Source organism: Mycetocola sp. Y719 (assembly GCF_056713205.1).
This window is the reverse complement of record NZ_JBWYGY010000004.1, coordinates 119,419-138,432: the sequence shown is the minus strand read 5'-3', so window position 1 is coordinate 138,432 and position 19,014 is coordinate 119,419. Positions and strand designations below refer to the sequence as shown.

The window sequence follows — 19,014 nt, the reverse complement described above, 5'->3', positions numbered from 1 at the left end:
GGTCGGGTTCGGCGCTGGGCATCACCGTGGGTCGGCACGGTAGATTGAGTGCATGGCCGACGATGACGTATCAGCAGAGCTCACCAGTCTCAGAAGCAGCATCGACAACATCGATGCGGCGCTCATCCACATGCTCGCCGAACGCTTCAAGGCCACTCAGCAGGTCGGAAAGCTGAAGGCCGAGCACGGGCTCCCTCCCGCAGACCCCGAGCGGGAGAAGCGCCAGATCGCACGCTTGCGCGGACTCGCCGAGCAAGCGCACCTCGACCCGGCCTTCGCCGAGAAGTGGTTCAACTTCGTGGTCGCGGAGGTCATCCACCACCACGAGCAGATCGCCAGCGGCCACAGGTGACCTTGGAGCCCTGGCCGCTTCCTTCCCAGCATGGCAGGGTCGTTGCGGTGACCGGTGCGAACGCGGGGATCGGGTTCTGGACCGCGTACCGGCTCGCTGACGCCGGGGCATCCGTTCTCCTGGCTTGCAGGAATCCTGAACGGGCGGATGCCGCCATCCGCGCGATCCGGTCCCGCGTGCCAGGCGCCGAGCTGACGGCGCTTCCCGTCGACACGGCCGACCTCGCTTCCGTCAGGAGCGCGGGTGCTGCGCTGGCCGCGCTGCCGCGGCTCGATGCGCTCGTGAACAACGCCGGCATCGTCCACCCGCCGAAGCGGCGGGAGGAGACCGTCGACGGACTGGAGAAGGTCGCCGCGACCAACGTGTTCGGCGCGTTCGCCCTCACGGCGGCCGCCCTTCCCGCGCTGGAACGGACACCGGGGTCACGAGTCGTCTCCCTCGGCAGCATCGCCACCATGCTCGTCTCACTTCACGTCGACGACCTCCAATTAAAGAAGCGCTACACCGGCTGGCAGGCGTACGCCCAGTCCAAGATCATGCTCTCGTCGTTCGGTTTCGAACTCGATCGACGGCTGCGCGCGCGGGGGAGCGTCACCCGCTCGCTCGTGGCGCATCCGGGGTACTCGATCTCAGGACGGACGCCGCGGGTGCCAGGCGTCAACGAGCCGACGAGGATCACGCGCTTCGTCGACACCCTCCAGGCGCCGTTCACGCAGGGCAAGCATCGGGGAGCCGAACCGGTCGTGCGTGCGGTGGCCTCGCCTGACGCCGAGGGCGGAACCCTCTTCGGGCCGCGCTTCCTCGTGAAGGGTGAGCCTCGGCCGGCCAGGCCCGTGCCTGTCACCACAGACGAGCGCATCGCCCGCGCGATCTGGGCAGAGGCCGAAGTGGCGACGCACACGCCGTTCCTCTAGCAGGGGAGGGCAGGCTCACGCGGGTCTTCCGGCCCCGCGCGGGTGAAAAATCACCCGCGCGAGGCCGATTCACCCGCGCGACGGCGTCGCGACGTCGTTACGCGGCGTGCGGGACGAGCTGGCGCACGGTGACCGTGCGTGACCGCGCAATCGCCAGTGTCGTCGCCACCAGGGAGCCGGCGGTCCACAGCACGAGGCCGACGATCGCGGCACCGAGACCTGCTCCGGAGCCGATGACGGCGTGCACGGCGTTCATGGCCGGCTGCACCGGGAGCACGGCGAGGATTTCGTCGAGCAGGGGTGGAGCGGTGGCGATGATGCTCGTGCCGATGAGGACGAGGGCGACGATCATGGAGACGAACCGTCCCGCACCGCCGAACACGGCGTTGAGCGCCTGGTTGGCCGCGGCGAACGCGACCCCGATGAGGGCTGCGACGGCAGCGAAGCCGATCCAGCCCCCGGCGTCGAGCTCAACCATCGGCTGCAGGATCGCGGCGAGAAGGACACCCTGGAGGGCTCCGACCGCTGCGGCTGGCGCCCAGGCGCGGAGGGCGAGGACGACGGACGACCTGGTCGACCCCAGCACCCGGGCGGGTGTCGCCCGAAGCACGATGAGGCTGGCGAGGGCCCCGAGCCACAGAGCGAGCGCGGCGTAGAACGGCACCCCGGCCGAACCGAACGACAGGGCGTCCCCGCCGTCAGCGACGACGGGCTCAGCGACGACCTCGGCGAGGTTCGTCCGCTCCGTCTTGGAATAGCTCGGCAGTTCGTCGACGGCGGTCGACAGGCCGGTGGCGAGCGAGTCGACACCGTCCGAGACGCCGGTCGCGCCATCGGCGATGCCCGTCGCTCCCGTGCTCAGTTCGGCGACCCCTCCGGCCAGCTGGCTGGCCCCCGAACTCACGGAACTGCCTCCTTCGGCGAGTGCCGCGGCTCCGGATGCCGACTGGCTGATCCCTGCGGTCAGTGCGGGGAGCCCGCCAGCCAGGCTGGTCATACCGCCGGCAACCGAGTCGGCACCAGACGCGAGCTTGCCGGGGGCGGCGATGGCCGCGATGGTCCCCGCGGAGATCGCGGCATCCGTCGCTGCCTGCGTGAGGGCTTCACAGTTGTCGGTGACGACGGGAGAGCAGGCGTCCTGCGCCAGCGTCGCCAGGGTGGCTGCCTGCGTGTTGAGGGATGTGGCCTGTGCCCCGAGGGCGGCCTGCAGCTGGTCGATGCCGTCGGCGACGCCGGTGGCCCCTGTGGCAAGGGCCTCGGCCTGCGTGGGCAGGGCCGCGGTCTTGTCACGCAGGGTGCCGAGGCCGGTGGCCAGTGAGGAGACACCTGTCGTGTATTCGGAGATCCCCGATGCGAGACCGCTCGCGCCTGTTGACAGCTCCGCCGTGCCCGTTGCGAGGCTCGACGCCCCGCTCGCGAGCGCTGTCGCGCCGTCGCCGAGTGCCGCAGCACCGTCAGCCGCCTTGCCGAGCTCGTCGCCGAGGGTGTTGAAGCCGAGGTAGATGTTCTCGAGATAGGACGTGGTGAGTTCGTTCCCGACGAGCCCTGCTGCCGTCGTGGTGATGACCTGGCTGACCGCGTCGTCGACGATGCGGCTCTTGTCGCTCGTCGTCACGTCGATGGTGGCCTTCTGGGCTTCGGCGGCGTCTCCGGAGAACGACGTGGCCGCTGCCGAGAAGTTCTCGGGGATGGTGACGACGGCCGCGAAGTCGCCTGAGGCGAGACCGTCTGTGGCGTCGTCCTCATCGGTGATCACCCAGGTGTAGTTCGTGTCGTCGGATGCTTCTCCTCCGACAAGACCGGCGGAGAGCTGGCGGCCGAGCGGAACGGTCTGACCGTCGATCTCGACGGGGGCGTCGTTGTTGACGATGGCGGCGGTGACCTGTCCGAGCCGGTCCTGCGGGTTCCAGAACGCCCACACCAGCACGCCTGCGACGACGAGCGGGACGAGGATGATGCCGATGACGGAGAGCCAGGTGACGCGCCCGGCAGAGCGGGCGGATTCGAATCGTGCAAGTGGCGTTGTCATGCGGATACCTCTGCTTCGTGCGACAGGTCTGAGGGGAGAAGGGAGATGCCGGCGGCGTCCTTGACGCCGGGGACGGCATCCGAGACCGCGTCGGGGAAGACGGTGCCGACGATCAGGGCGAGTGGACGGTCGTTCTTCAGTGCTGCGTCCTGTGCGGACAGCAGCGCGTCGTGGATGTTGCGGCGCGTGACGGCATCCGTCACCTGGTCGAGCCCGTCGAGGGTCAGGATGCGAGGCGTCTCACGGAGGGCGTCTCTGACGGCACGGACCGGGTCGATGGCCTCACCGAGGGAGACGAACCCGACGCGGGAGCGCACGGCGGCTGCGCGCACCGGAAGCACGAGCCCGGCGACCTTGAGGTTGCCCGAATCGGCGTGCATCCGGCCCGAGAGGGTCAGCAGCAGTGCGGTCACCCCCGTTTCCCGTTCGCCGGAGATGACGAGCGTGCCGCCCTCGGGGAGGGACACGGACACGTCGGCGTAGAGCGGGACGACTCCTCCGTCGAGGGTCAGGCCCTCAGCGGTCACGATGTCGGTCGACCCGGCTGTCGGCCACTCGCGCAGCTCGATCTCGCGGGCGAGTCCTTCGCCCTCGACGTCGAACGACGGCAGGATGCGGTCGAGCCACTTCGGGATCCACCAGGCCTTCTCGCCGAGAAGCATGAGGACGGCGGGGACGAGGGTCATCCGGACGATGAACGCGTCGACGAAGACGCCGACGGCCAGGCCGAGAGCGATCGGTTTGATGTTGACGTCTCCCTCGGGGACGAAGGCGACGAACACGGCGAACATGATGATCGCTGCCGCGGTGACCACCTTGGCCGAGCCGAGGAATCCGGTCTCGATCGAGGCGCGCGCCTTGCCGGAGTGGACGTAGTCCTCGCGCATCCTGGCCACGAGGAACAGTTCGTAATCCATGGCGAGCCCGAACAGCACACCCATGACGATGATCGGCATGAAGCTGATCACCGGGCCCTGCTGGGACACATGGAGGGCGTCGGCGAACCAGCCGTTCTCGAAGACGAGGGCGACGATGCCGAACGAGGCAGCTACGCTCAGCAGGTAGCCGACCGTGGCCTTGATCGGCACCCAGATCGACCGGAACACCATGGTCAGGAGGATGAGCGACAGCCCGACGACGATGAGGCCGAAGGGGAGAAGGGCCGCTCCGAGTTTGTCTGAGACGTCGATTCCGACCGCGGTGAATCCGGTGACGGCGAGGTCGACGTCGTACTCGTCGAGGAAGTAGTCGTGGAGCGACCGCAGTTCGGCGACGAGGGCCTTGGTCTCCTCCGAGTCCGGGGCGCCCTCGGGGATCACCTGGACGATGCCGGTGTCTGCCGTCTCGTTCGGCGTGGCGAGCGGAACGGCGGCGACGCCGTCGAGGCCCTCGATCTCACTCTTCAGGTCGCCCATCAGCCCGAGCGGGTCCGTCGAGGTGACGATGCTCCCCGTGACGATGAGTGGTCCGTTGAAGCCCTCGCCGAAGTGGTCGGAGACGAGGTCGTATGTGACGCGAGCCGAGTCGTCCTCTGGCAGGCCGCCGGCATCCGGGAGCGCGAGGCGGAGGCCGAGTGCGGGGACGGCCGCGAGCCCGAGCACGGTGACGACCGCGAGGATCGTCGCGATCGGGAACCGTGTCGCTGCACGGACCCAGCCGGTGAAGAAGCGGTTGGGGCGGTGCGCAGGTGCCGGTGCGTCTCCAGCGGCGTCGGATGCTGCGTGTGCGCGGCGGGCTCGGCGGGATGCCTTCTTCGGCTTCGGTCGCAGACGGTCGCCGGCGAAACCGAGCAGCGCGGGGATGAGCGTGATCGAGATGATCACTGCCACACCGACGCCGACGGCTGCGGCCGCGCCCATCACGGTGAGGAACGGGATGCCGGCGACGCCGAGGCCCAGCAGGGCGATGATGACGGTGAGACCGGCGAAGATCACAGCGGAGCCGGCCGTTGCCGTCGCCCGCGCAGCGGATTCCTCTGCGGTGAGATCTCCCCTCAGCTGTTCCTGATGCCTGGAGATGATGAAGAGCGCATAGTCGATGCCGACGGCGAGTCCGAGCATGAGGGAGAGCATCGGTGTCGTCGAGGTGATCGAACCGAACGCGGTGGCGACGAAGATCAGGGCGATCGAGATGGCGACACCGAGCAGAGCGGTGAGCAGCGGCATCCCCGCTGCGAGGAACGATCCGAAGGTGAGGATCAGGACGACGAGCGCCACCCCGACTCCGATGAGCTCGGTGACGGTGAGGGTCGGCATGTTCTGGCTGAACAGCTGGCCGCCGAGCGACGCGACCGAGCCTTCGGGCAGCGCATCGTTGAGGGCGGCGACCTCGTCTTCGAGCGCCGTCTTGGTGCCGTCGGTGATGTCGGAGCTGACGCCGTCGAACTGGACGCTGATCAGGGCGGCGGATGCATCATCGCTCACGGCGCCTGTGATGTTCTCGTCAAACGGGGAGACGGCCTGTGAGACCTGGTCGAACTCGTCGATGGTGTCGACGGTCGATGTGATCGCGTCCGTGATCGCGGCATCCGTGACCTCGTCTCCATCCGGGGCGACGATGACGACCTGCGCCGTCGCGCCGCTCACCTGGGGGAACGTGGTCGAGAGCGAGTCGAGGGCTTCCTGCGACTCGGTGCCGGGGATCGAGATGTTGTTGTCGAGACCCTGGTTGAACAGGAGCGCGCTGCCACCGGCCAGGGCGAGGATGAGGATCCACGCGCCGACGACGATCCCGCGAGCGCGGAAGGCCCAGCGGCCGAGCGAATACAGCAGTGACGACACGGGACTCCTAGGAGAGGTGGGTGGTGTGTGGGGCGATGAGCGACCAGCGCTCTGAATACACCAGTGTATCCGCTACATGAACGTATCGGATACACTGATGTATCGCAAACACTCACAGTAAGGTGTCAGGATGCCCACGGAAGTCGAATTCGCCGAGACCGCGCAGGTCGAGAGCGCCCGCCGTCGCAAGACCCGCGACCGGCTCATCGACGCCGCATACGAGGTGTTCGCCGAGACCGGCGTGCATGCGGCATCCGTCGAGATGATCACGGAGCGGGCCGGTTTCACGCGGGGAGCGTTCTACTCCAACTTCGACACGAAGGAAGAGCTCTTCTTCGCCCTGGCCGAACGGGAGAACCGGATCCGGTTCGAGCGGCTGCAGGAGGGCGTCGACGCGATCCTGCCCGAGGTCGATCCGGCCGCGCTCACCGAGGCGACGCTCGGCGATCTCGTCACCCAGTTCCTCGTGCTCCAGGGCGACGATCGTCGCTGGTGCCTCGTCCAGTCCGAGTTCAAGCTCCTGGCCATGCGCGACCCCGCCGTCGCCGCGAGCTATCTCAACTACCAGCGCCACTTCCTGCAGGAACTCGCCGAGCGCATCGAGGCGGCCATCGGCTCGGTCGGCCTGCGCTTCACCGTCGATCCGCTCGACGCCGTCCGCATCATCGTGAACGTGTACGAGTCGGCGATGCAGGAGGCGATGCTCGAGGGAGCGGACTCGGCTGCCGACGACGGCACGGGCACGGCTCCGCCACTGGCCAGGACGACGCTGCCCGCTCTCGTCCAGGCGCTCACCGAGCCAGTGGCCTGAGTCCCGGAACCGATCAGATCAGGCTGCGGAGGAGTTCCTCTGGGCTGATCCCCGCCTGACGGGCACGTTCGAAGAGGCGCACGTGCTCGTCATCCGTGAGCCACAGTGTGACCTCGTGGAGGTCGGGGTCCTCCAGCGCGAACAGGGTCGGCGCTTCAGCATCGAGATCGTCGGCCTGGGCGTCTGGTTCCTCGGCAGGCGTCTCTCTGACCTGGGCCGCGACCGTGGCGGGCACAGTGGCATCCATATCGTCGTCACTGGGCCAGCCCGGTCCTTCAGGAATCGGCCGCCCGGACTGAAATGCTTCGGAGACCGTCCGCGCGCGGATGTCAGCGGCCTCGTTCAGAGGGTGGCCCGCGTGGCCGCGGACCCACTCGAACCGGTAGCGCCTGCCGGCCATCGCCTCATCGAGTTCCTTGATGATCTCGAGGTTCATCACCGGCTTGCCGTCACCCTTGCGCCAGCCCTTGGCCTTCCAGCCGCGCATCCACTTGGTCACGGTATTGATCACGTACTGGCTGTCGCAGAGCACGAGCAGGTCGTCGTCGAGGTGTGCCGTCGCGCGAAAAAGTTCGAGCACGGCCTTGAGCTCACCCTGATTGTTGGTGGCGTGCTTCCAGCCGCCCGCCGCCCAGTGCTCGTCGTCGACGTACCAGGCCCAGCCTGCGGGGCCCGGGTTGCCGAGGGCGGAGCCGTCTGCGGCTGCGGTGATCGTCATCAGACCATCGTATCGACGGTCTATGTCGCGAAATGACAGTTGCGCACCCTCAACGGCCGAACTCTCGCGTTATGGGTGCGCAACTGTCATTTCGGGCGCCAGCCGGCACGGAGAAGAGCCTCGCGGATCGCGCGGACGCGGCCCTGAGCGCCGTTCGCCATGTGCTCGCGGTGCACGCGGATGACGCGCCACCCGTCCGCCATGAGCAGGTCGAGCCGGTCGACGTCGTGATGGCCTTGTCGTTCAGACGCGAAGTGGTGGCTGCCGTCGTATTCGACGAGCACCTTCCACGTCGGGTAGACGAGATCGCCGAGGGCGAGAAATCGGCCGAGTACGTCGCGGATCTCAGAGTTCACCAGGGGTTCGGGGAGTCCTGCGTCCACGATCAGCAGCCTCAGGCGGGTCTCCTGCCGCGAGTCGGTGCCGGGCCTCACGTGTGCAAACGCCTCTCGGAGCGCCCGCGAGCCGCGACGTCCGGCCGAGCGTGCGACGGCATCCGCGAGTTCGTCCATCGTCGCGAGAGGCCGGACCCGTCGGACGAGCCCGTCCCCCATCTCGACGAGCTCGGCAACGGTGAGGACGGATGCGAGTTCGCACCACGTGTCGACGGGGGATGCCACGGGGATGCCGGCAATCGACACAACGCGAACGGAACCGGGTTCGGTGTGGTGGCCAACGACCCCGTGCGCGCGTGGCGCTGCGGCGGGGCGGAAGGCGGTGATGTGCAGGAGCGCGACGCTGTCGAGGCGTCGGGGGAGGTAGAGGTCGTGAAGACGGGCGGCGGTGAGGTGGGAGAAGAACTGGCCGGGCCGGAGACGCCGGGTGGCTGCCGAGACGACGCTGAAACTGGCGCCGGCGGACCTGTAGACGCCCCGAAAGACGCGCGCGACATCAACACTGCGCAGACGACCGCGGCTCAGCCCCTCAGTCGCTGCATCGCGAGCCGTGAACGGGGCGGCGACGAGCTTGGGAGGAAGCGGAATGCGGCGGGGCATCCCGAGAGTGTGCCCTGTTCCGTGCGTTCTCTGTGCTGCTTCTCCACAGCCCTCGTCTCTCGAGACGCGAAATGGCAGTTACGCACCCATACGGAGGGAAAACCTCCGTTTTAGGTGCGCAACTGCCATCTCGGTGCAGACGCGCGAGGGGTTACGCGAACGCCGCCGGCAGGGTCGCGCGGTGCGTGGAGCGCAGCTCGTCGATCGTCGCGGTGAACAGGTCCTGGATCTCGAGCGATCCGGATGCCTTGTCGGTCACGCCGATGCGGAGCACGGGGTAGTTGCGGCCCTCGCACAGGCCACGGAACTTCACGTCGTCCTCGCGCGGCACAGACACGATCACCCGGCCGGTGGACTCTGAGAACAGCGCGGTCGCAACGTCGATGCCGTCACGCTCGAGCACGTCACCGAGCCAGACCCGGGCGCCGACGCCGAAGCGCAGGACGCTCTCGGCGAGGGCCTGGGCCAGGCCGCCGTCTGACAGGTCGTGCGCCGAACCGATGATCGACGACTGCGATCCGGCGTGCAGCAGCTCTGCCAGGTCCTTCTCGCGGTCGAAGTCGACTGCGGGCGGGAGTCCGCCGAGGTGGTCGTGGATGGTCCCTGCCCACGCCGAACCCGACAGCTCTTCGCTGGTGGTTCCGAGGAGGTAGATGTTGTCGCCCTCGTCCTGCCAGCCGCTCGGGATGCGACGTGCAACGTCGTCGATCACGCCGAGCACACCGACGACGGGCGTCGGGAAGATCGGGGTGTCTCCGGTCTGGTTGTAGAACGAGACGTTTCCGCCGGTGACGGGGACCTCGAGCGCGAGGCAGCCGTCAGACAGGCCCTCGACGGCCTGCGAGAACTGCCACATCACCTCGGGGTTCTCCGGGGAGCCGAAGTTGAGGCAGTCGGTCACGGCGGCGGGGACAGCGCCGGTGCAGGCGACGTTCCTGTACGCCTCGGCGAGAGCGAGCTTCGCACCGAGCGACGGGTCGAGCTGGCAGTAGCGGCCGTTCGCGTCCGTGGCGATGGCGAAACCGAGTCCCGACTCCTCGTCGACGCGGATCATGCCGCCGTCGTCGGGGAAGGCGAGCGCCGTGTTCCCCATGACGTAGTAGTCGTACTGGTCGGTGATCCAGCTCTTGTCCGCGAGGTTCGCCGAACCGAGCAGGGTGAGGAACTGTGAGCGGAGCGTCGCGGCATCCGTCGGCCGTTCGAGAGCGGATGCCGTGTCGGCCTGAAGCGCGTCGAGCCAGGCCGGGTACGCGACGGGGCGTTCGTAGACCGGGCCGTCGACGGCGACCGTCGACGGGTCGACGTTGACGATCTCCTCGCCGTGCCAGTTGATGACGAGGCGACCGGTGTCTGTGACCTCGCCCATGACGGACGTCTCGACGTCCCACTTCGCGGTGACCGCGAGGAAACCCTCGAGCTTGCCGGGTTCGACGACCGCCATCATGCGTTCCTGCGACTCGGACATGAGGATTTCCTCAGGCGTGAGCGACGGGTCGCGGAGCAGCGTGTTCGACAGTTCGATGAACATGCCACCGTCGCCGTTCGCGGCGAGCTCACTCGTCGCGCACGAGATGCCGGCTGCTCCGAGGTCCTGGATGCCCTCGACGAGCTTGTTCTTGTACAGCTCGAGGCAGCACTCGATGAGCACCTTCTCGGCGAACGGGTCGCCGACCTGCACTGCTGGGCGCTTGGTCGGGCCGGCAGCGTCGAACGAGTCCGACGCGAGGATGGATGCTCCACCGATGCCGTCGCCACCGGTGCGGGCGCCGAACAGCACGATCTTGTTGCCGATGCCTGAGGCGTTGGCGAGGTGAAGGTCTTCATGGCGGAGCACGCCGACCGAGAGCGCGTTGACGAGCGGGTTGCCCTGGTACACCTTGTCGAAGTAGGTCTCGCCGCCGATGTTGGGCAGGCCGAGGCAGTTGCCGTAGAACGAGATCCCGCTCGTGACACCGTGCACGACGCGTGCCGTGTCCGCGTCGTCGATCGCGCCGAAGCGCAGCTGGTCCATCACCGCGACGGGGCGGGCGCCCATCGAGATGATGTCGCGGACGATGCCCCCGACGCCGGTCGCGGCGCCCTGGAACGGCTCGATGTAGCTGGGGTGGTTGTGGCTCTCCACCTTGAAGGTGACGGCCCAGCCCTCGCCGACGTCGACGACGCCCGCGTTCTCGCCCATGCCGACCATGAGGTTCTTCTTCATGGCAGGGCTGACCTTCTGGCCGAACTGGCGCAGGTAGATCTTGCTCGACTTGTAGGAGCAGTGCTCGCTCCACATCACCGAGTACATGGCGAGCTCTCCCGAGGTGGGGCGGCGGCCGAGGATCTCGCGGATCTTCGCGTACTCGTCGGGCTTGAGCCCGAGCGCAGCGTACGGCTGCTCTTTCTCGGGGGTGGCGATGGCGTTCGAGACAGTGTCAGCCACTGACGTTGCGGGGGTGCTCACGGGGCGAAGGCTCCTAGATAGAGGGCGTGCCGGATGGCTCAATTCTATCCGGTGAGCGGGAGCCGATCGGCGCGGCCGATTTCGCTACCTCTCGCCGCCTGGAGGGCCGATCACGAGCAGCGTCGCGAAGATGGCAACGAGGGCGACGACGAACAGCACGGTCAGGATCACCGGGTGATTGAGGAACCAGCGCAGGGTGACATCGACCCAGCCACGGTCGCGCGGGTCGTCAGTGGCCGTCCGGCGCCAGGGGCCGTTCAACCGGCCGGTGCGGTCGGCCCAGAGATCGAACGGGATCGTCGCGTACGGCACGATCGCCGTGACGACGCCGAGGCCGATCAACGGGATGCTCCACCGCTGGTTCACCCCGACGAGGACGGCGGTCATGGCATACGCGAGGAACACGAACCCGTGGATCGTCCCGCCGACCCGCACCCCGAGGTCACCCAGGTCCCAGACGTACTTCATCAGCAGTCCGGTGATCAGGAGTGTCCAGGTCACCGCCTCGGCGATCGCGAGTGTGCGGTAGAACAGGCGGGGAGACACGGAAGACACTCCAGTGGAAGGGATGCAGCGGCCGTCGGAGGCGCGCAACGGGAATCGGGATGCCTCCATCCTCGCAGGGCGGTGCACCGCTCCGCGTCGTCCGAAAGTCGGAGCTTCGGCATCCGTCGTCATCTCCGCCGCGCGGGGGATGCCGGGGCGAAGCGAGTCCTGCCAGAGTAGAGGAGCACCCCCGCCCATCTACTTCAGGAGCAGCATGCCAACGGGAGTCCCCATCGAATTCGCCGGCCTCACCAAGCGGTTCGGCCCCGTCCCTGCAGTAACGGACCTCAGCTTCACCGTGGAACCCGGTCGCGTCACCGGCTTCCTCGGCCCGAACGGCGCAGGCAAGACCACGTCGCTGCGGATGCTGCTCGGTCTCGTCACTCCGACATCCGGTTCTGCCACGATCGGCGGCCTCCGCTACCGTGACCTGCCGTCCCCGCTCGGCACGGTCGGTTCCGCCCTCGAAGCGGCGAGCTTCCACCCGGGCAGGACAGCGAAAGACCACCTCTCGGTCTACGCGAAGGCCGCGCGGATCGACCAGAAGCGGGTAGGCGTCGTGCTCGACACCGTCGGCCTCGGCGAACACGGGAGCCGCCGCGTCGGCGGCTACTCCCTCGGCATGCGCCAGCGCCTCGGCCTCGCCTTCGCCCTGCTCGGCGACCCCGGCGTCCTCGTCCTCGACGAGCCGATCAACGGCCTCGACCCTGAGGGCATCAAGTGGATCCGCGGATTCCTGCGCTCGCTCGCCGCCGAGGGCCGCACGGTCCTCGTCTCGTCGCACCTGCTCAGCGAAGTTCAGCAGTCGGTCGACGAGGTCGTCATCATCGCGCGCGGCACCCTCATCCACCGCGGCCAGCTGTCCAGCCTCGAGATCGAGGGAGCCGCGACCAAGGTGATCGTCGATTCGCCGAACCGGGCGGCGCTCGCCGCTGCGCTCACCGCGGCATCCGTCTCATTCGAGGAAGCGCGTGCCGGGATTCTCGTCTCGGGGCTCGAGCCTGGCCAGGTGGGGCATATCGCCTTCGCAGCCGGAGTGGAGGTGAGTTCCCTGCATCGGCAGAAGTCGGGGCTTGAAGACTCATTCCTCGCGCTCGTCGGAGAGGGGGGCTCGCTGTGAACACGTTCTTCTCCGCGCTCAACGCCGAAATCGGCAAACTCCTCACCACACGCATCTGGTGGATCCTCGCGATCATCCTCGTCGTCTACATCGCTTTCATCGCCGGAGGCATCGGCTCGCTCTTCGGGTTCTTCTCGACGTCGGACAGCCAGGCCGTGCAGCAGGAGGCTCCGCCGACCGAGTTCCTGGCGCCGATCCTCTACGGCTCTGTGAGCACATTCGGTTACGTCTTCCCTGTGCTTCTCGGTGCTCTCGCCGTCACGAGCGAGTACCGGCACCAGATGCTCACGCCGACATTCCTTGCGACACCGAAGCGTGGGATCGTGCTCGCTGCGAAGTCCGTCGCCCTCCTGCTGTTCGGCGCCGTCTACGGCATCATCGGCGTGATCGGTTCGTTCGGTGCAGGCGCAGGCGCGCTTGCGTTGTTCGGCCTTGACACGCAACTCGGTGAGAGCGACACCTGGGCGATGATGGGGCGCGCCATCCTCGCCCTCGCCCTCTGGGCGGTCATCGGTGTCGGGCTCGGCACGCTCATCCCGAACCAAGTGGCCGCCATCGTCGTGATCCTCGCGTTCACGCAATTCGTGGAGCCGACCCTTCGTGCCGTGACGATGTTCGCGGACTGGGCAGCAACCGTCGGCAAATTCCTGCCCGGTGCCGCGAGCGACGCACTCGTCGGGGCGACGAGCTTCTTCAGTATCAGCGCGACCGGCAGCAGCGTCGAACCGCTCGAATGGTGGCAGGGCGGGCTTCTCCTCGCCGCCCTTGCCTTCGTGCTCACCGTCGTCGGCTACTTCGTGTCGTGGAAGCGGGATGTGACCTAAACCGCCTGACCCGCGACACACCGAAAGGGCTCCCTGCGACGGCCGCATCGCCGCCAGTGGGAGCCCTTTTCGGTACCTCGACGCCTGCGGGCTGCACAGCTCACCCACTCCGGACGAAGCACGGGCCGATCCGGTCTGCGACGATGCGAGCACCCATTCAGAGGGGGAGGCCGATCATGGATGCCACCGACGGATCACGGAGCGCGGTCGCATCCGAATCGCTCGCTCTCGGAGCGGGAGCGGCCGCACTCGTCCTGCTCGGCAGCGTCAGCGTCCTGCTCACCCGCGGGGATGCCGTGCCTCTGTCCGGGCGCGGATCCGCCGGCGACATGGCCGCTATCGGTTCCGCCGTGCTCGCCGCCGCCGCTGTCGTCGGCGGGCTCGTCCGGCGCCGCAGGGCGAAGCCGTCCGCGCGGCGCGCAGGTGGGGTCTGGCGCGACGTCCTCGACATCGCCGCACTCGCAGTCGCCCATGCCTGCGTCATCCTGATCGGCACGCTCGCCCTGTTCTCGCTGTTCCAGCGGTCGTTCATCGGTGCCGTGGTGTTCCCATTCGCGTGCGCGGTCCTCGTCGGAACCGCCGGCGCCGTCAGCGTCTATTTCGCGTACCTCTCCGCCGTGAGCATGAACATCTACCGGCTGGCCGCGCTCCTGGCGGTGTTCCTCTCGATGGGGACGATCACGAGCATGCTCACCGCTGAGAACCCGCAGTGGTGGGAGATGAACCTCAGCGCCCTCGGAACGGGGGACGACATCTCCGGGTTCGCCTTCAACTTCACGCTGATCCTCGCCGGCTTCCTCGTCACCGTCGTGGCCAGCTATTCGACGAAGCAGCTCGAGATCGCGGCATTGTCGAAGTCGCCGAAATCGCGGAGGCGGGTGCGCCTGCTCCAGGGCGGACTCGTCGTCATGGGCGTCATGCTGGCGTGCGTCGGCCTGTTCCCCGTCGACGAGAACCTCGCGGTCCACAACTTCGTGGCCTCGGGGATGGTGACCGTGTACGCGGCCCTCATCATCAGCATCGGACGCCTCGTGCCGCCGATCTCGCCTGCCTTCGTCGCGCTCGGCTTCGTGTTCCTCGCTGTGATCGTCTTCGCCGGGGTGCTGTTCGCGCTCGGGTACTACAACCTCACGGCCGTGGAGCTCATCGCGGCATGCCTCATCTTCGCCTGGCTCATCATCCTGATCCGCAACCTGGGCGCTGTCGACGCTGACCACCTCGACGACATCCGCCGCCGTCACCCCCGCTACCGGCGCACGGACACCGGGAGCTTCGCGGCACTGGAGAGGTGACCCGCCCAGAAACCGAACAGGGCTCCCCGCGACGATGGATGTCGTCGGCTGGGAGCCCTGTTCGGTATCTCGGTGCGGCGGGTCAGACCGCCTGGAGCGCGCGCACGGCGCTCGTGAAGAAGGTGAGCCCGTCGATGCCCGACCGCATGGCATCCGCGGTGTCAGGACCGAATCCGGGTTCGACCGCGTGCTCGGGGTGCGGCATCAGGCCGACGACGTTGCCGCGTTCGTTGGTGATGCCGGCGATGTCGCGGAGCGAGCCGTTCGGGTTCCTGCCGACGTATCGGAAGGCGACGCGGCCCTCACCCTCGAGGCGGTCGAGTTCGTCCTCGGAGGCAATGAATCCGCCCTCGCCGTTCTTCAACGGGATGGTGATCTCCTGGCCGGCGCTGAAGCCGTTGGTCCACGCCGTCGACGTGCTCTCGACGCTCAGCACCTGGTCACGGCGCACGAAGGTGCCGTGCTCGTTGCGGATCAGGCCGCCTGGCAGCAGGTGCGCCTCAGTGAGCATCTGGAAGCCGTTGCAGATACCCAGCACGGGCATCCCCTTGTTCGCGGCGTCGATGACCTCGGCCATGATCGGGGAGACGGATGCGATGGCGCCAGCACGCAGGTAGTCGCCGTAGCTGAACCCGCCGGGCAGGACGAGAGCGTCGACCCCGTGAAGATCGTGTTCGCCGTGCCAGAGGGCGACGGCTTCGGCGCCAGCGAACCGGATGGCGCGCTGTGCGTCACGCTCGTCGAGCGACCCGGGAAAGGTGATGACGCCGATTCTCACGGCTACTCCGCCTCGGGGTAGTGGATGCCGACGACGTCTTCGATCACCGAGTTCGACAGGATGTCTTCGGCGATCTGCGCGACGGCGGCGCGCGTCTCCTCAGTGATGGGGCCGTCGACCGTGAGTTCGAAACGCTTGCCGATGCGGACACCGGTGAACTCGTTCCGGCCCAGGCGGGTGAGTGCGCCCTGGACGGCCTTTCCCTGCGGATCAAGCAGTTCAGCCTTGGGCATTACTTCTACGACGATTGTGGGCACCGATGTCTCCCGGGTGTCAGGGGTGGAATGCTCCCATCCTACCGGCACCTCGTCCTTTCGATTGATGCCGGGGTGCCGGCGGCGACGTAAGCTTCTGGCGAGAGAGAAGACGATGAATCATTCCGCCCTGACCCCGGTTTTCGCCGGGTTGCGCTGGTCGCTGCACCTGCTGCTGATCGGGCTCATCGTGCTCGTCATGGTCCGCTCGGTCCTCGCAGACGCACCGAACGTGACCGCAGTGCACACGGCATGTGTCGTGATGCTGGTCGTCTACCTCGGCGGCGCGTACATCGCCCACCGGCTGCCTGCGCTGGCCTCACGACCGTGGACCGGCCGAGTCTGGGTCCTGGCGCTGAGCCTGGTCTGGCTCGTCCTGGTCTGGCTCACACCGGATGCCGCGTTCATCGTCTTCCCGTTGTTCTTCCTCTACCTCCAGCTGCTGGGACCAGGAGGCGGTGTGGCCGCGGTTCTCGTGTCGACCGGCGTCGCGATCGTCGCCGTCGGCGTCCACTCGGAGTTCTCGATCGGTGGCGTGCTCGGGCCGATGATCGGCGCGGGTGTCGCGGTCGCGATCGGCCTGGGGTATCGCGCGCTCTACCGGGAGGCCGAGGAGAGGCAGCGTCTCATCTCAGAACTCGTGGAGACGCGCGACGAACTCGCCCTCGCGGAGCGAGCCGCAGGGGTCCTGGCCGAACGGGAACGGCTGGCGAGGGAGATCCACGACACGGTCGCGCAGGGCTTGTCGAGCATCCAGCTGCTCCTGCACGCGGCCGAACGCCTCGATGCCGAACGTCCAGGGCTCGAGCAGCTGCAGCTCGCACGCCAGACCGCACAGGAGTCCCTCGTCGATACGCGCAGGATCATCGCCGAGCTGACGCCTCCCGCCCTCGACGACCGCACCCTTCCCGGTGCGCTCCGCCGCCTGGCCGCTGCGACAGAGCACACCCTGCGCGCAGGAGGAGCGAGCACATCCGTGCACTTCCAGCTGGTCGGAGACCCGGTCCCGCTTCCGATGAGCGTCGACGCCACCCTGCTGCGGATCGCCCAGGGTGCCATCGCGAACGTCGCCAGGCACGCCAGGGCCGGCCGGGCCGAACTGACGCTGACCTACCAGAGTGACAGCGTCACCCTCGACGTCGTCGACGACGGCGCCGGTTTCGATCCCGACGCCCCGGCGAGCGCTTCCGACCGACCGTCGTTCGGGCTGACCGCGATCCGGCAGCGGCTCAGCGCCCTCGGAGGCACCCTCAGCGTCGAATCGCGCCCGGGGGAGGGAACGGCGCTTGCCGCGACCATCCCGATCACCGGACCCGCCACGAGCATCCGTCCGCTGACGGCGGCCGAGGCATGATCCGCCTCCTCATCGCCGACGACCACCCTGTCGTCCGCGCGGGTCTCCGAGCCCTGTTCGCCACCGAGCCCGACCTGGCCGTGGTCGGCGAGGCGTCGACAGGGGCGGAGGCCGTCGAGCGGAGCAGGTCGGGCGTCGACATCGTGCTGATGGACCTGCAGTTCGGCGACGGCATGCAAGGGGCTGAAGCCACCAGACGGATCCGTGCCTCCGACGACGCCCCGCACGTCCTCGTGCTCACCAATTACGACACGGATGCCGACATCCTGGGCGCCGTGGAGGCCGGGGCGAGCGGGTACCTGCTCAAGGACGCTCCGCCGGCCGAACTCGTCGCGGCGGTGCACGCCGCTGCACGGGGCGAGAGCGCGCTCGCGCCCCGTGTGGCCGGTCGACTCGAAGCTCGGCAGAACGCGGCAGACGAAGCGCTGAGCTCCCGCGAAGCCGAAGTGCTCGGGCTCGTCGCCGACGGGCTGTCGAACCGCGACATCGCGCGGGCACTGTTCCTCTCCGAGGCGACCGTGAAGAGTCACCTCGTCCACATCTTCGCCAAGTTGCAGGTCTCGTCGCGGACGGCGGCCGTGGCCTCGGCCCGCGACCGCGGTTACATCCGCCCCGCGTGACGTTCGCCGTCGTGCAACGTGCGCAGCGCTCCGACGACGTCGGCGTGCCAACGGCGGGCGAGGGGGACCACCTTCGTGTACATGGCGGCTTCGTGGGTGGCACCCTGGTACCTGACGGCGCTGGCCTCGACCCCTGACGCGCGCAGGGCAGCCGCGTACGACTCGCCGTCCGTGCGGAGGGCATCGTATTCCGAGGTGAGAATGTACGCGCGGGGGAGGCCTCGGTGGTGGGCGGCGCGGAGCGGTGAGGCATACGGCTGGCGGGCGCGCGAGCGGTCGCCGAGGTAGGCGTCCACGACCTGGACGAGTTCCCGCCTGGCCAGGAACCGGGGAATGTGCATCTCGCGGATGGGTCCCATGTCGATCGACCTGCCCGTCAGGTCGGTGACAGGAACCTCGAGCACCTGGAGCTGCAGCGGGTGGTTGGCACGGTCCCGGTTGACGAGGGTGACGGCCGCGGCGATGTTGCCGCCGGACGAGGTTCCGTTGATGCCGATCCGTGTGGCGTCGATGCCGAGCTCCTCGGCCGAGGCGAACAGCCAGTCGAGCGCGGCGTAGCCCTGCTCGATCTGGGTCGGGTAGCGGTGTTCGGGGGCGAGCGCGTAGTCAACGGCGACGTGGATCACGCGGGACTCGGCTGTCCGCATCCGGAAGGCAGCGTCGACGCTCGTGTAGTCGACGCCGCCGAGCTGGAACGACCCGCCGAAGAAGGCGAGCACCGCCGGCAGTTTCTCCCCGGAGCTTCCGGCCGGGCGGTACACGCGCACCCGGACGGCCGGGTAACGCGGAACGTCGACCGTCGCGTCGGTGATGTCGACCGCAGGTGGAGTGAGGCCGACCCTGCCGTACAGTTTCGTGTCCCACTTCTTCGCGTTGCGCCGCTTCCAGGCCGGGGTCCTGCGCCTGGCCGTCTCCTCCTTCGAGCGCGGAACGGAGGCGGCTTTCGCTTCCCGTTTGCCTGCCGTGGCCGTTCCGCTCGCCGCTGTGCCGACCGTCTGCGCAGGTGGGGCCGCGCTGGGAGCCGGCCCGGCGGCATCCGTTCGCCAGGGGATGAGGCTCACGAAGAACCCGGCGACCGCGCCGCGGGCTTCGGCGATCATGTCCCGCCGCCTGGCCAGGTACATGTCGCGGAAGTACGGATCAAGTGGCACGGATGCTTCCCCTCACGTCAGGGGACGATG

The 19,014-nt window shown here is 68.1% G+C and carries 17 protein-coding genes; 8 read left to right on the top strand and 9 right to left on the bottom strand.

Annotated elements, in window-relative coordinates:
- Window positions 1-52: 52 nt before the first annotated feature.
- Both AC1M0F_RS15115 and AC1M0F_RS15110 read left to right on the top strand, forming a co-directional pair.
- Window positions 53-352 (top strand): chorismate mutase, encoded by a 300-nt coding sequence (locus AC1M0F_RS15115; protein ID WP_480239087.1) that lies wholly within the window; start codon window positions 53-55, stop codon window positions 350-352.
- 47 nt (window positions 353-399) lie between these two features.
- A complete protein-coding gene (locus AC1M0F_RS15110) occupies window positions 400-1,266 on the top strand; it encodes an SDR family NAD(P)-dependent oxidoreductase (protein WP_480239086.1) in 867 nt (288 codons plus the stop codon).
- Between the two features lie 97 nt (window positions 1,267-1,363).
- Here AC1M0F_RS15110 and AC1M0F_RS15105 read toward each other — a convergent pair whose 3' ends face one another.
- Both AC1M0F_RS15105 and AC1M0F_RS15100 read right to left on the bottom strand, forming a co-directional pair.
- Complete coding sequence (locus tag AC1M0F_RS15105) at window positions 1,364-3,295, bottom strand: YhgE/Pip domain-containing protein (RefSeq protein ID WP_480239085.1); 1,932 nt, start codon at window positions 3,293-3,295, stop codon at window positions 1,364-1,366.
- A complete protein-coding gene (locus AC1M0F_RS15100) occupies window positions 3,292-6,075 on the bottom strand; it encodes an MMPL family transporter (protein WP_480239084.1) in 2,784 nt (927 codons plus the stop codon). The genes AC1M0F_RS15105 and AC1M0F_RS15100 overlap by 4 nt, the downstream gene beginning before the upstream one ends.
- 130 nt (window positions 6,076-6,205) lie before the next feature.
- Between AC1M0F_RS15100 and AC1M0F_RS15095 the strand changes: the two genes are divergently transcribed.
- On the top strand, window positions 6,206-6,886 hold the full coding sequence (locus AC1M0F_RS15095; RefSeq protein ID WP_480239083.1) for a TetR/AcrR family transcriptional regulator: 681 nt from the start codon (window positions 6,206-6,208) through the stop codon (window positions 6,884-6,886).
- 13 nt (window positions 6,887-6,899) lie between these two features.
- Here the strand turns inward: AC1M0F_RS15095 and AC1M0F_RS15090 are convergent, their stop codons facing one another.
- The 4 genes from AC1M0F_RS15090 to AC1M0F_RS15075 all read right to left on the bottom strand — a co-directional run bounded on the left by AC1M0F_RS15090 (window position 6,900) and on the right by AC1M0F_RS15075 (window position 11,591).
- On the bottom strand, window positions 6,900-7,604 hold the full coding sequence (locus AC1M0F_RS15090) for an RNase H family protein (protein ID WP_480239082.1): 705 nt from the start codon (window positions 7,602-7,604) through the stop codon (window positions 6,900-6,902).
- Between the two features lie 86 nt (window positions 7,605-7,690).
- The gene (locus tag AC1M0F_RS15085; protein WP_480239081.1) at window positions 7,691-8,599 is read right to left on the bottom strand and encodes a DUF559 domain-containing protein; all 909 of its coding nucleotides are present in this window, start codon (window positions 8,597-8,599) and stop codon (window positions 7,691-7,693) included.
- Between the two features lie 151 nt (window positions 8,600-8,750).
- Window positions 8,751-11,045, bottom strand: a complete 2,295-nt coding sequence (gene purL / locus AC1M0F_RS15080; RefSeq protein ID WP_480239080.1) for a phosphoribosylformylglycinamidine synthase subunit PurL — start codon at window positions 11,043-11,045, stop codon at window positions 8,751-8,753.
- 84 nt (window positions 11,046-11,129) lie between these two features.
- Window positions 11,130-11,591, bottom strand: coding sequence for a DUF3817 domain-containing protein (locus tag AC1M0F_RS15075; RefSeq protein ID WP_480239079.1), 462 nt, complete (start codon window positions 11,589-11,591; stop codon window positions 11,130-11,132).
- A 214-nt stretch (window positions 11,592-11,805) separates the two neighbouring features.
- Between AC1M0F_RS15075 and AC1M0F_RS15070 the strand changes: the two genes are divergently transcribed.
- The 3 genes from AC1M0F_RS15070 (at window position 11,806) to AC1M0F_RS15060 (ending at window position 14,827) form a co-directional block, all read left to right on the top strand.
- Window positions 11,806-12,711: an ATP-binding cassette domain-containing protein gene (locus AC1M0F_RS15070; RefSeq protein WP_480239078.1), complete on the top strand. Its 906-nt coding sequence runs from the start codon at window positions 11,806-11,808 to the stop codon at window positions 12,709-12,711.
- Window positions 12,708-13,535, top strand: coding sequence for an ABC transporter permease (locus AC1M0F_RS15065; protein ID WP_480239077.1), 828 nt, complete (start codon window positions 12,708-12,710; stop codon window positions 13,533-13,535). The genes AC1M0F_RS15070 and AC1M0F_RS15065 overlap by 4 nt, the downstream gene beginning before the upstream one ends.
- Before the next feature lie 176 nt (window positions 13,536-13,711).
- On the top strand, window positions 13,712-14,827 hold the full coding sequence (locus AC1M0F_RS15060) for a DUF998 domain-containing protein (protein ID WP_480239076.1): 1,116 nt from the start codon (window positions 13,712-13,714) through the stop codon (window positions 14,825-14,827).
- 82 nt (window positions 14,828-14,909) lie between these two features.
- Here AC1M0F_RS15060 and purQ read toward each other — a convergent pair whose 3' ends face one another.
- Together purQ and purS are read right to left on the bottom strand one after the other, a co-directional pair.
- Window positions 14,910-15,605, bottom strand: coding sequence for a phosphoribosylformylglycinamidine synthase subunit PurQ (gene purQ / locus AC1M0F_RS15055; protein WP_480239075.1), 696 nt, complete (start codon window positions 15,603-15,605; stop codon window positions 14,910-14,912).
- Between the two features lie 2 nt (window positions 15,606-15,607).
- Window positions 15,608-15,862, bottom strand: coding sequence for a phosphoribosylformylglycinamidine synthase subunit PurS (gene purS, locus AC1M0F_RS15050; protein ID WP_480239074.1), 255 nt, complete (start codon window positions 15,860-15,862; stop codon window positions 15,608-15,610).
- Between the two features lie 112 nt (window positions 15,863-15,974).
- On the opposite strand from purS, the gene AC1M0F_RS15045 reads away from it, so the two are divergent.
- The gene (locus AC1M0F_RS15045) at window positions 15,975-17,213 is read left to right on the top strand and encodes a sensor histidine kinase (RefSeq protein WP_480239073.1); all 1,239 of its coding nucleotides are present in this window, start codon (window positions 15,975-15,977) and stop codon (window positions 17,211-17,213) included.
- The gene (locus AC1M0F_RS15040; RefSeq protein WP_480239072.1) at window positions 17,210-17,833 is read left to right on the top strand and encodes a response regulator; all 624 of its coding nucleotides are present in this window, start codon (window positions 17,210-17,212) and stop codon (window positions 17,831-17,833) included. Before AC1M0F_RS15045 ends, AC1M0F_RS15040 begins: the two co-directional genes overlap by 4 nt.
- Here the strand turns inward: AC1M0F_RS15040 and AC1M0F_RS15035 are convergent.
- Window positions 17,815-18,984 carry an alpha/beta hydrolase gene (locus tag AC1M0F_RS15035; RefSeq protein WP_480239071.1) on the bottom strand — a complete coding sequence of 390 codons (1,170 nt, stop codon included), beginning with the start codon at window positions 18,982-18,984 and terminating at the stop codon, window positions 17,815-17,817. The genes AC1M0F_RS15040 and AC1M0F_RS15035 overlap by 19 nt on opposite strands.
- Window positions 18,985-19,014 lie beyond the last annotated feature (30 nt).

Bases quoted from the DNA above. Each gene is read 5' to 3' on its own strand.
- AC1M0F_RS15060 (WP_480239076.1), top strand. From the start codon at position 13,712: ATGGATGCCACCGACGGATCACGGAGCGCGGTCGCATCCGAATCGCTC.
- AC1M0F_RS15115 (WP_480239087.1), top strand. From the start codon at position 53: ATGGCCGACGATGACGTATCAGCAGAGCTCACCAGTCTCAGAAGCAGC.
- AC1M0F_RS15105 (WP_480239085.1), bottom strand. From the start codon at position 3,295: ATGACAACGCCACTTGCACGATTCGAATCCGCCCGCTCTGCCGGGCGC.
- AC1M0F_RS15040 (WP_480239072.1), top strand. From the start codon at position 17,210: ATGATCCGCCTCCTCATCGCCGACGACCACCCTGTCGTCCGCGCGGGT.
- AC1M0F_RS15095 (WP_480239083.1), top strand. From the start codon at position 6,206: ATGCCCACGGAAGTCGAATTCGCCGAGACCGCGCAGGTCGAGAGCGCC.
- AC1M0F_RS15045 (WP_480239073.1), top strand. From the start codon at position 15,975: ATGAATCATTCCGCCCTGACCCCGGTTTTCGCCGGGTTGCGCTGGTCG.
- AC1M0F_RS15085 (WP_480239081.1), bottom strand. From the start codon at position 8,599: ATGCCCCGCCGCATTCCGCTTCCTCCCAAGCTCGTCGCCGCCCCGTTC.
- AC1M0F_RS15070 (WP_480239078.1), top strand. From the start codon at position 11,806: ATGCCAACGGGAGTCCCCATCGAATTCGCCGGCCTCACCAAGCGGTTC.
- AC1M0F_RS15090 (WP_480239082.1), bottom strand. From the start codon at position 7,604: ATGACGATCACCGCAGCCGCAGACGGCTCCGCCCTCGGCAACCCGGGC.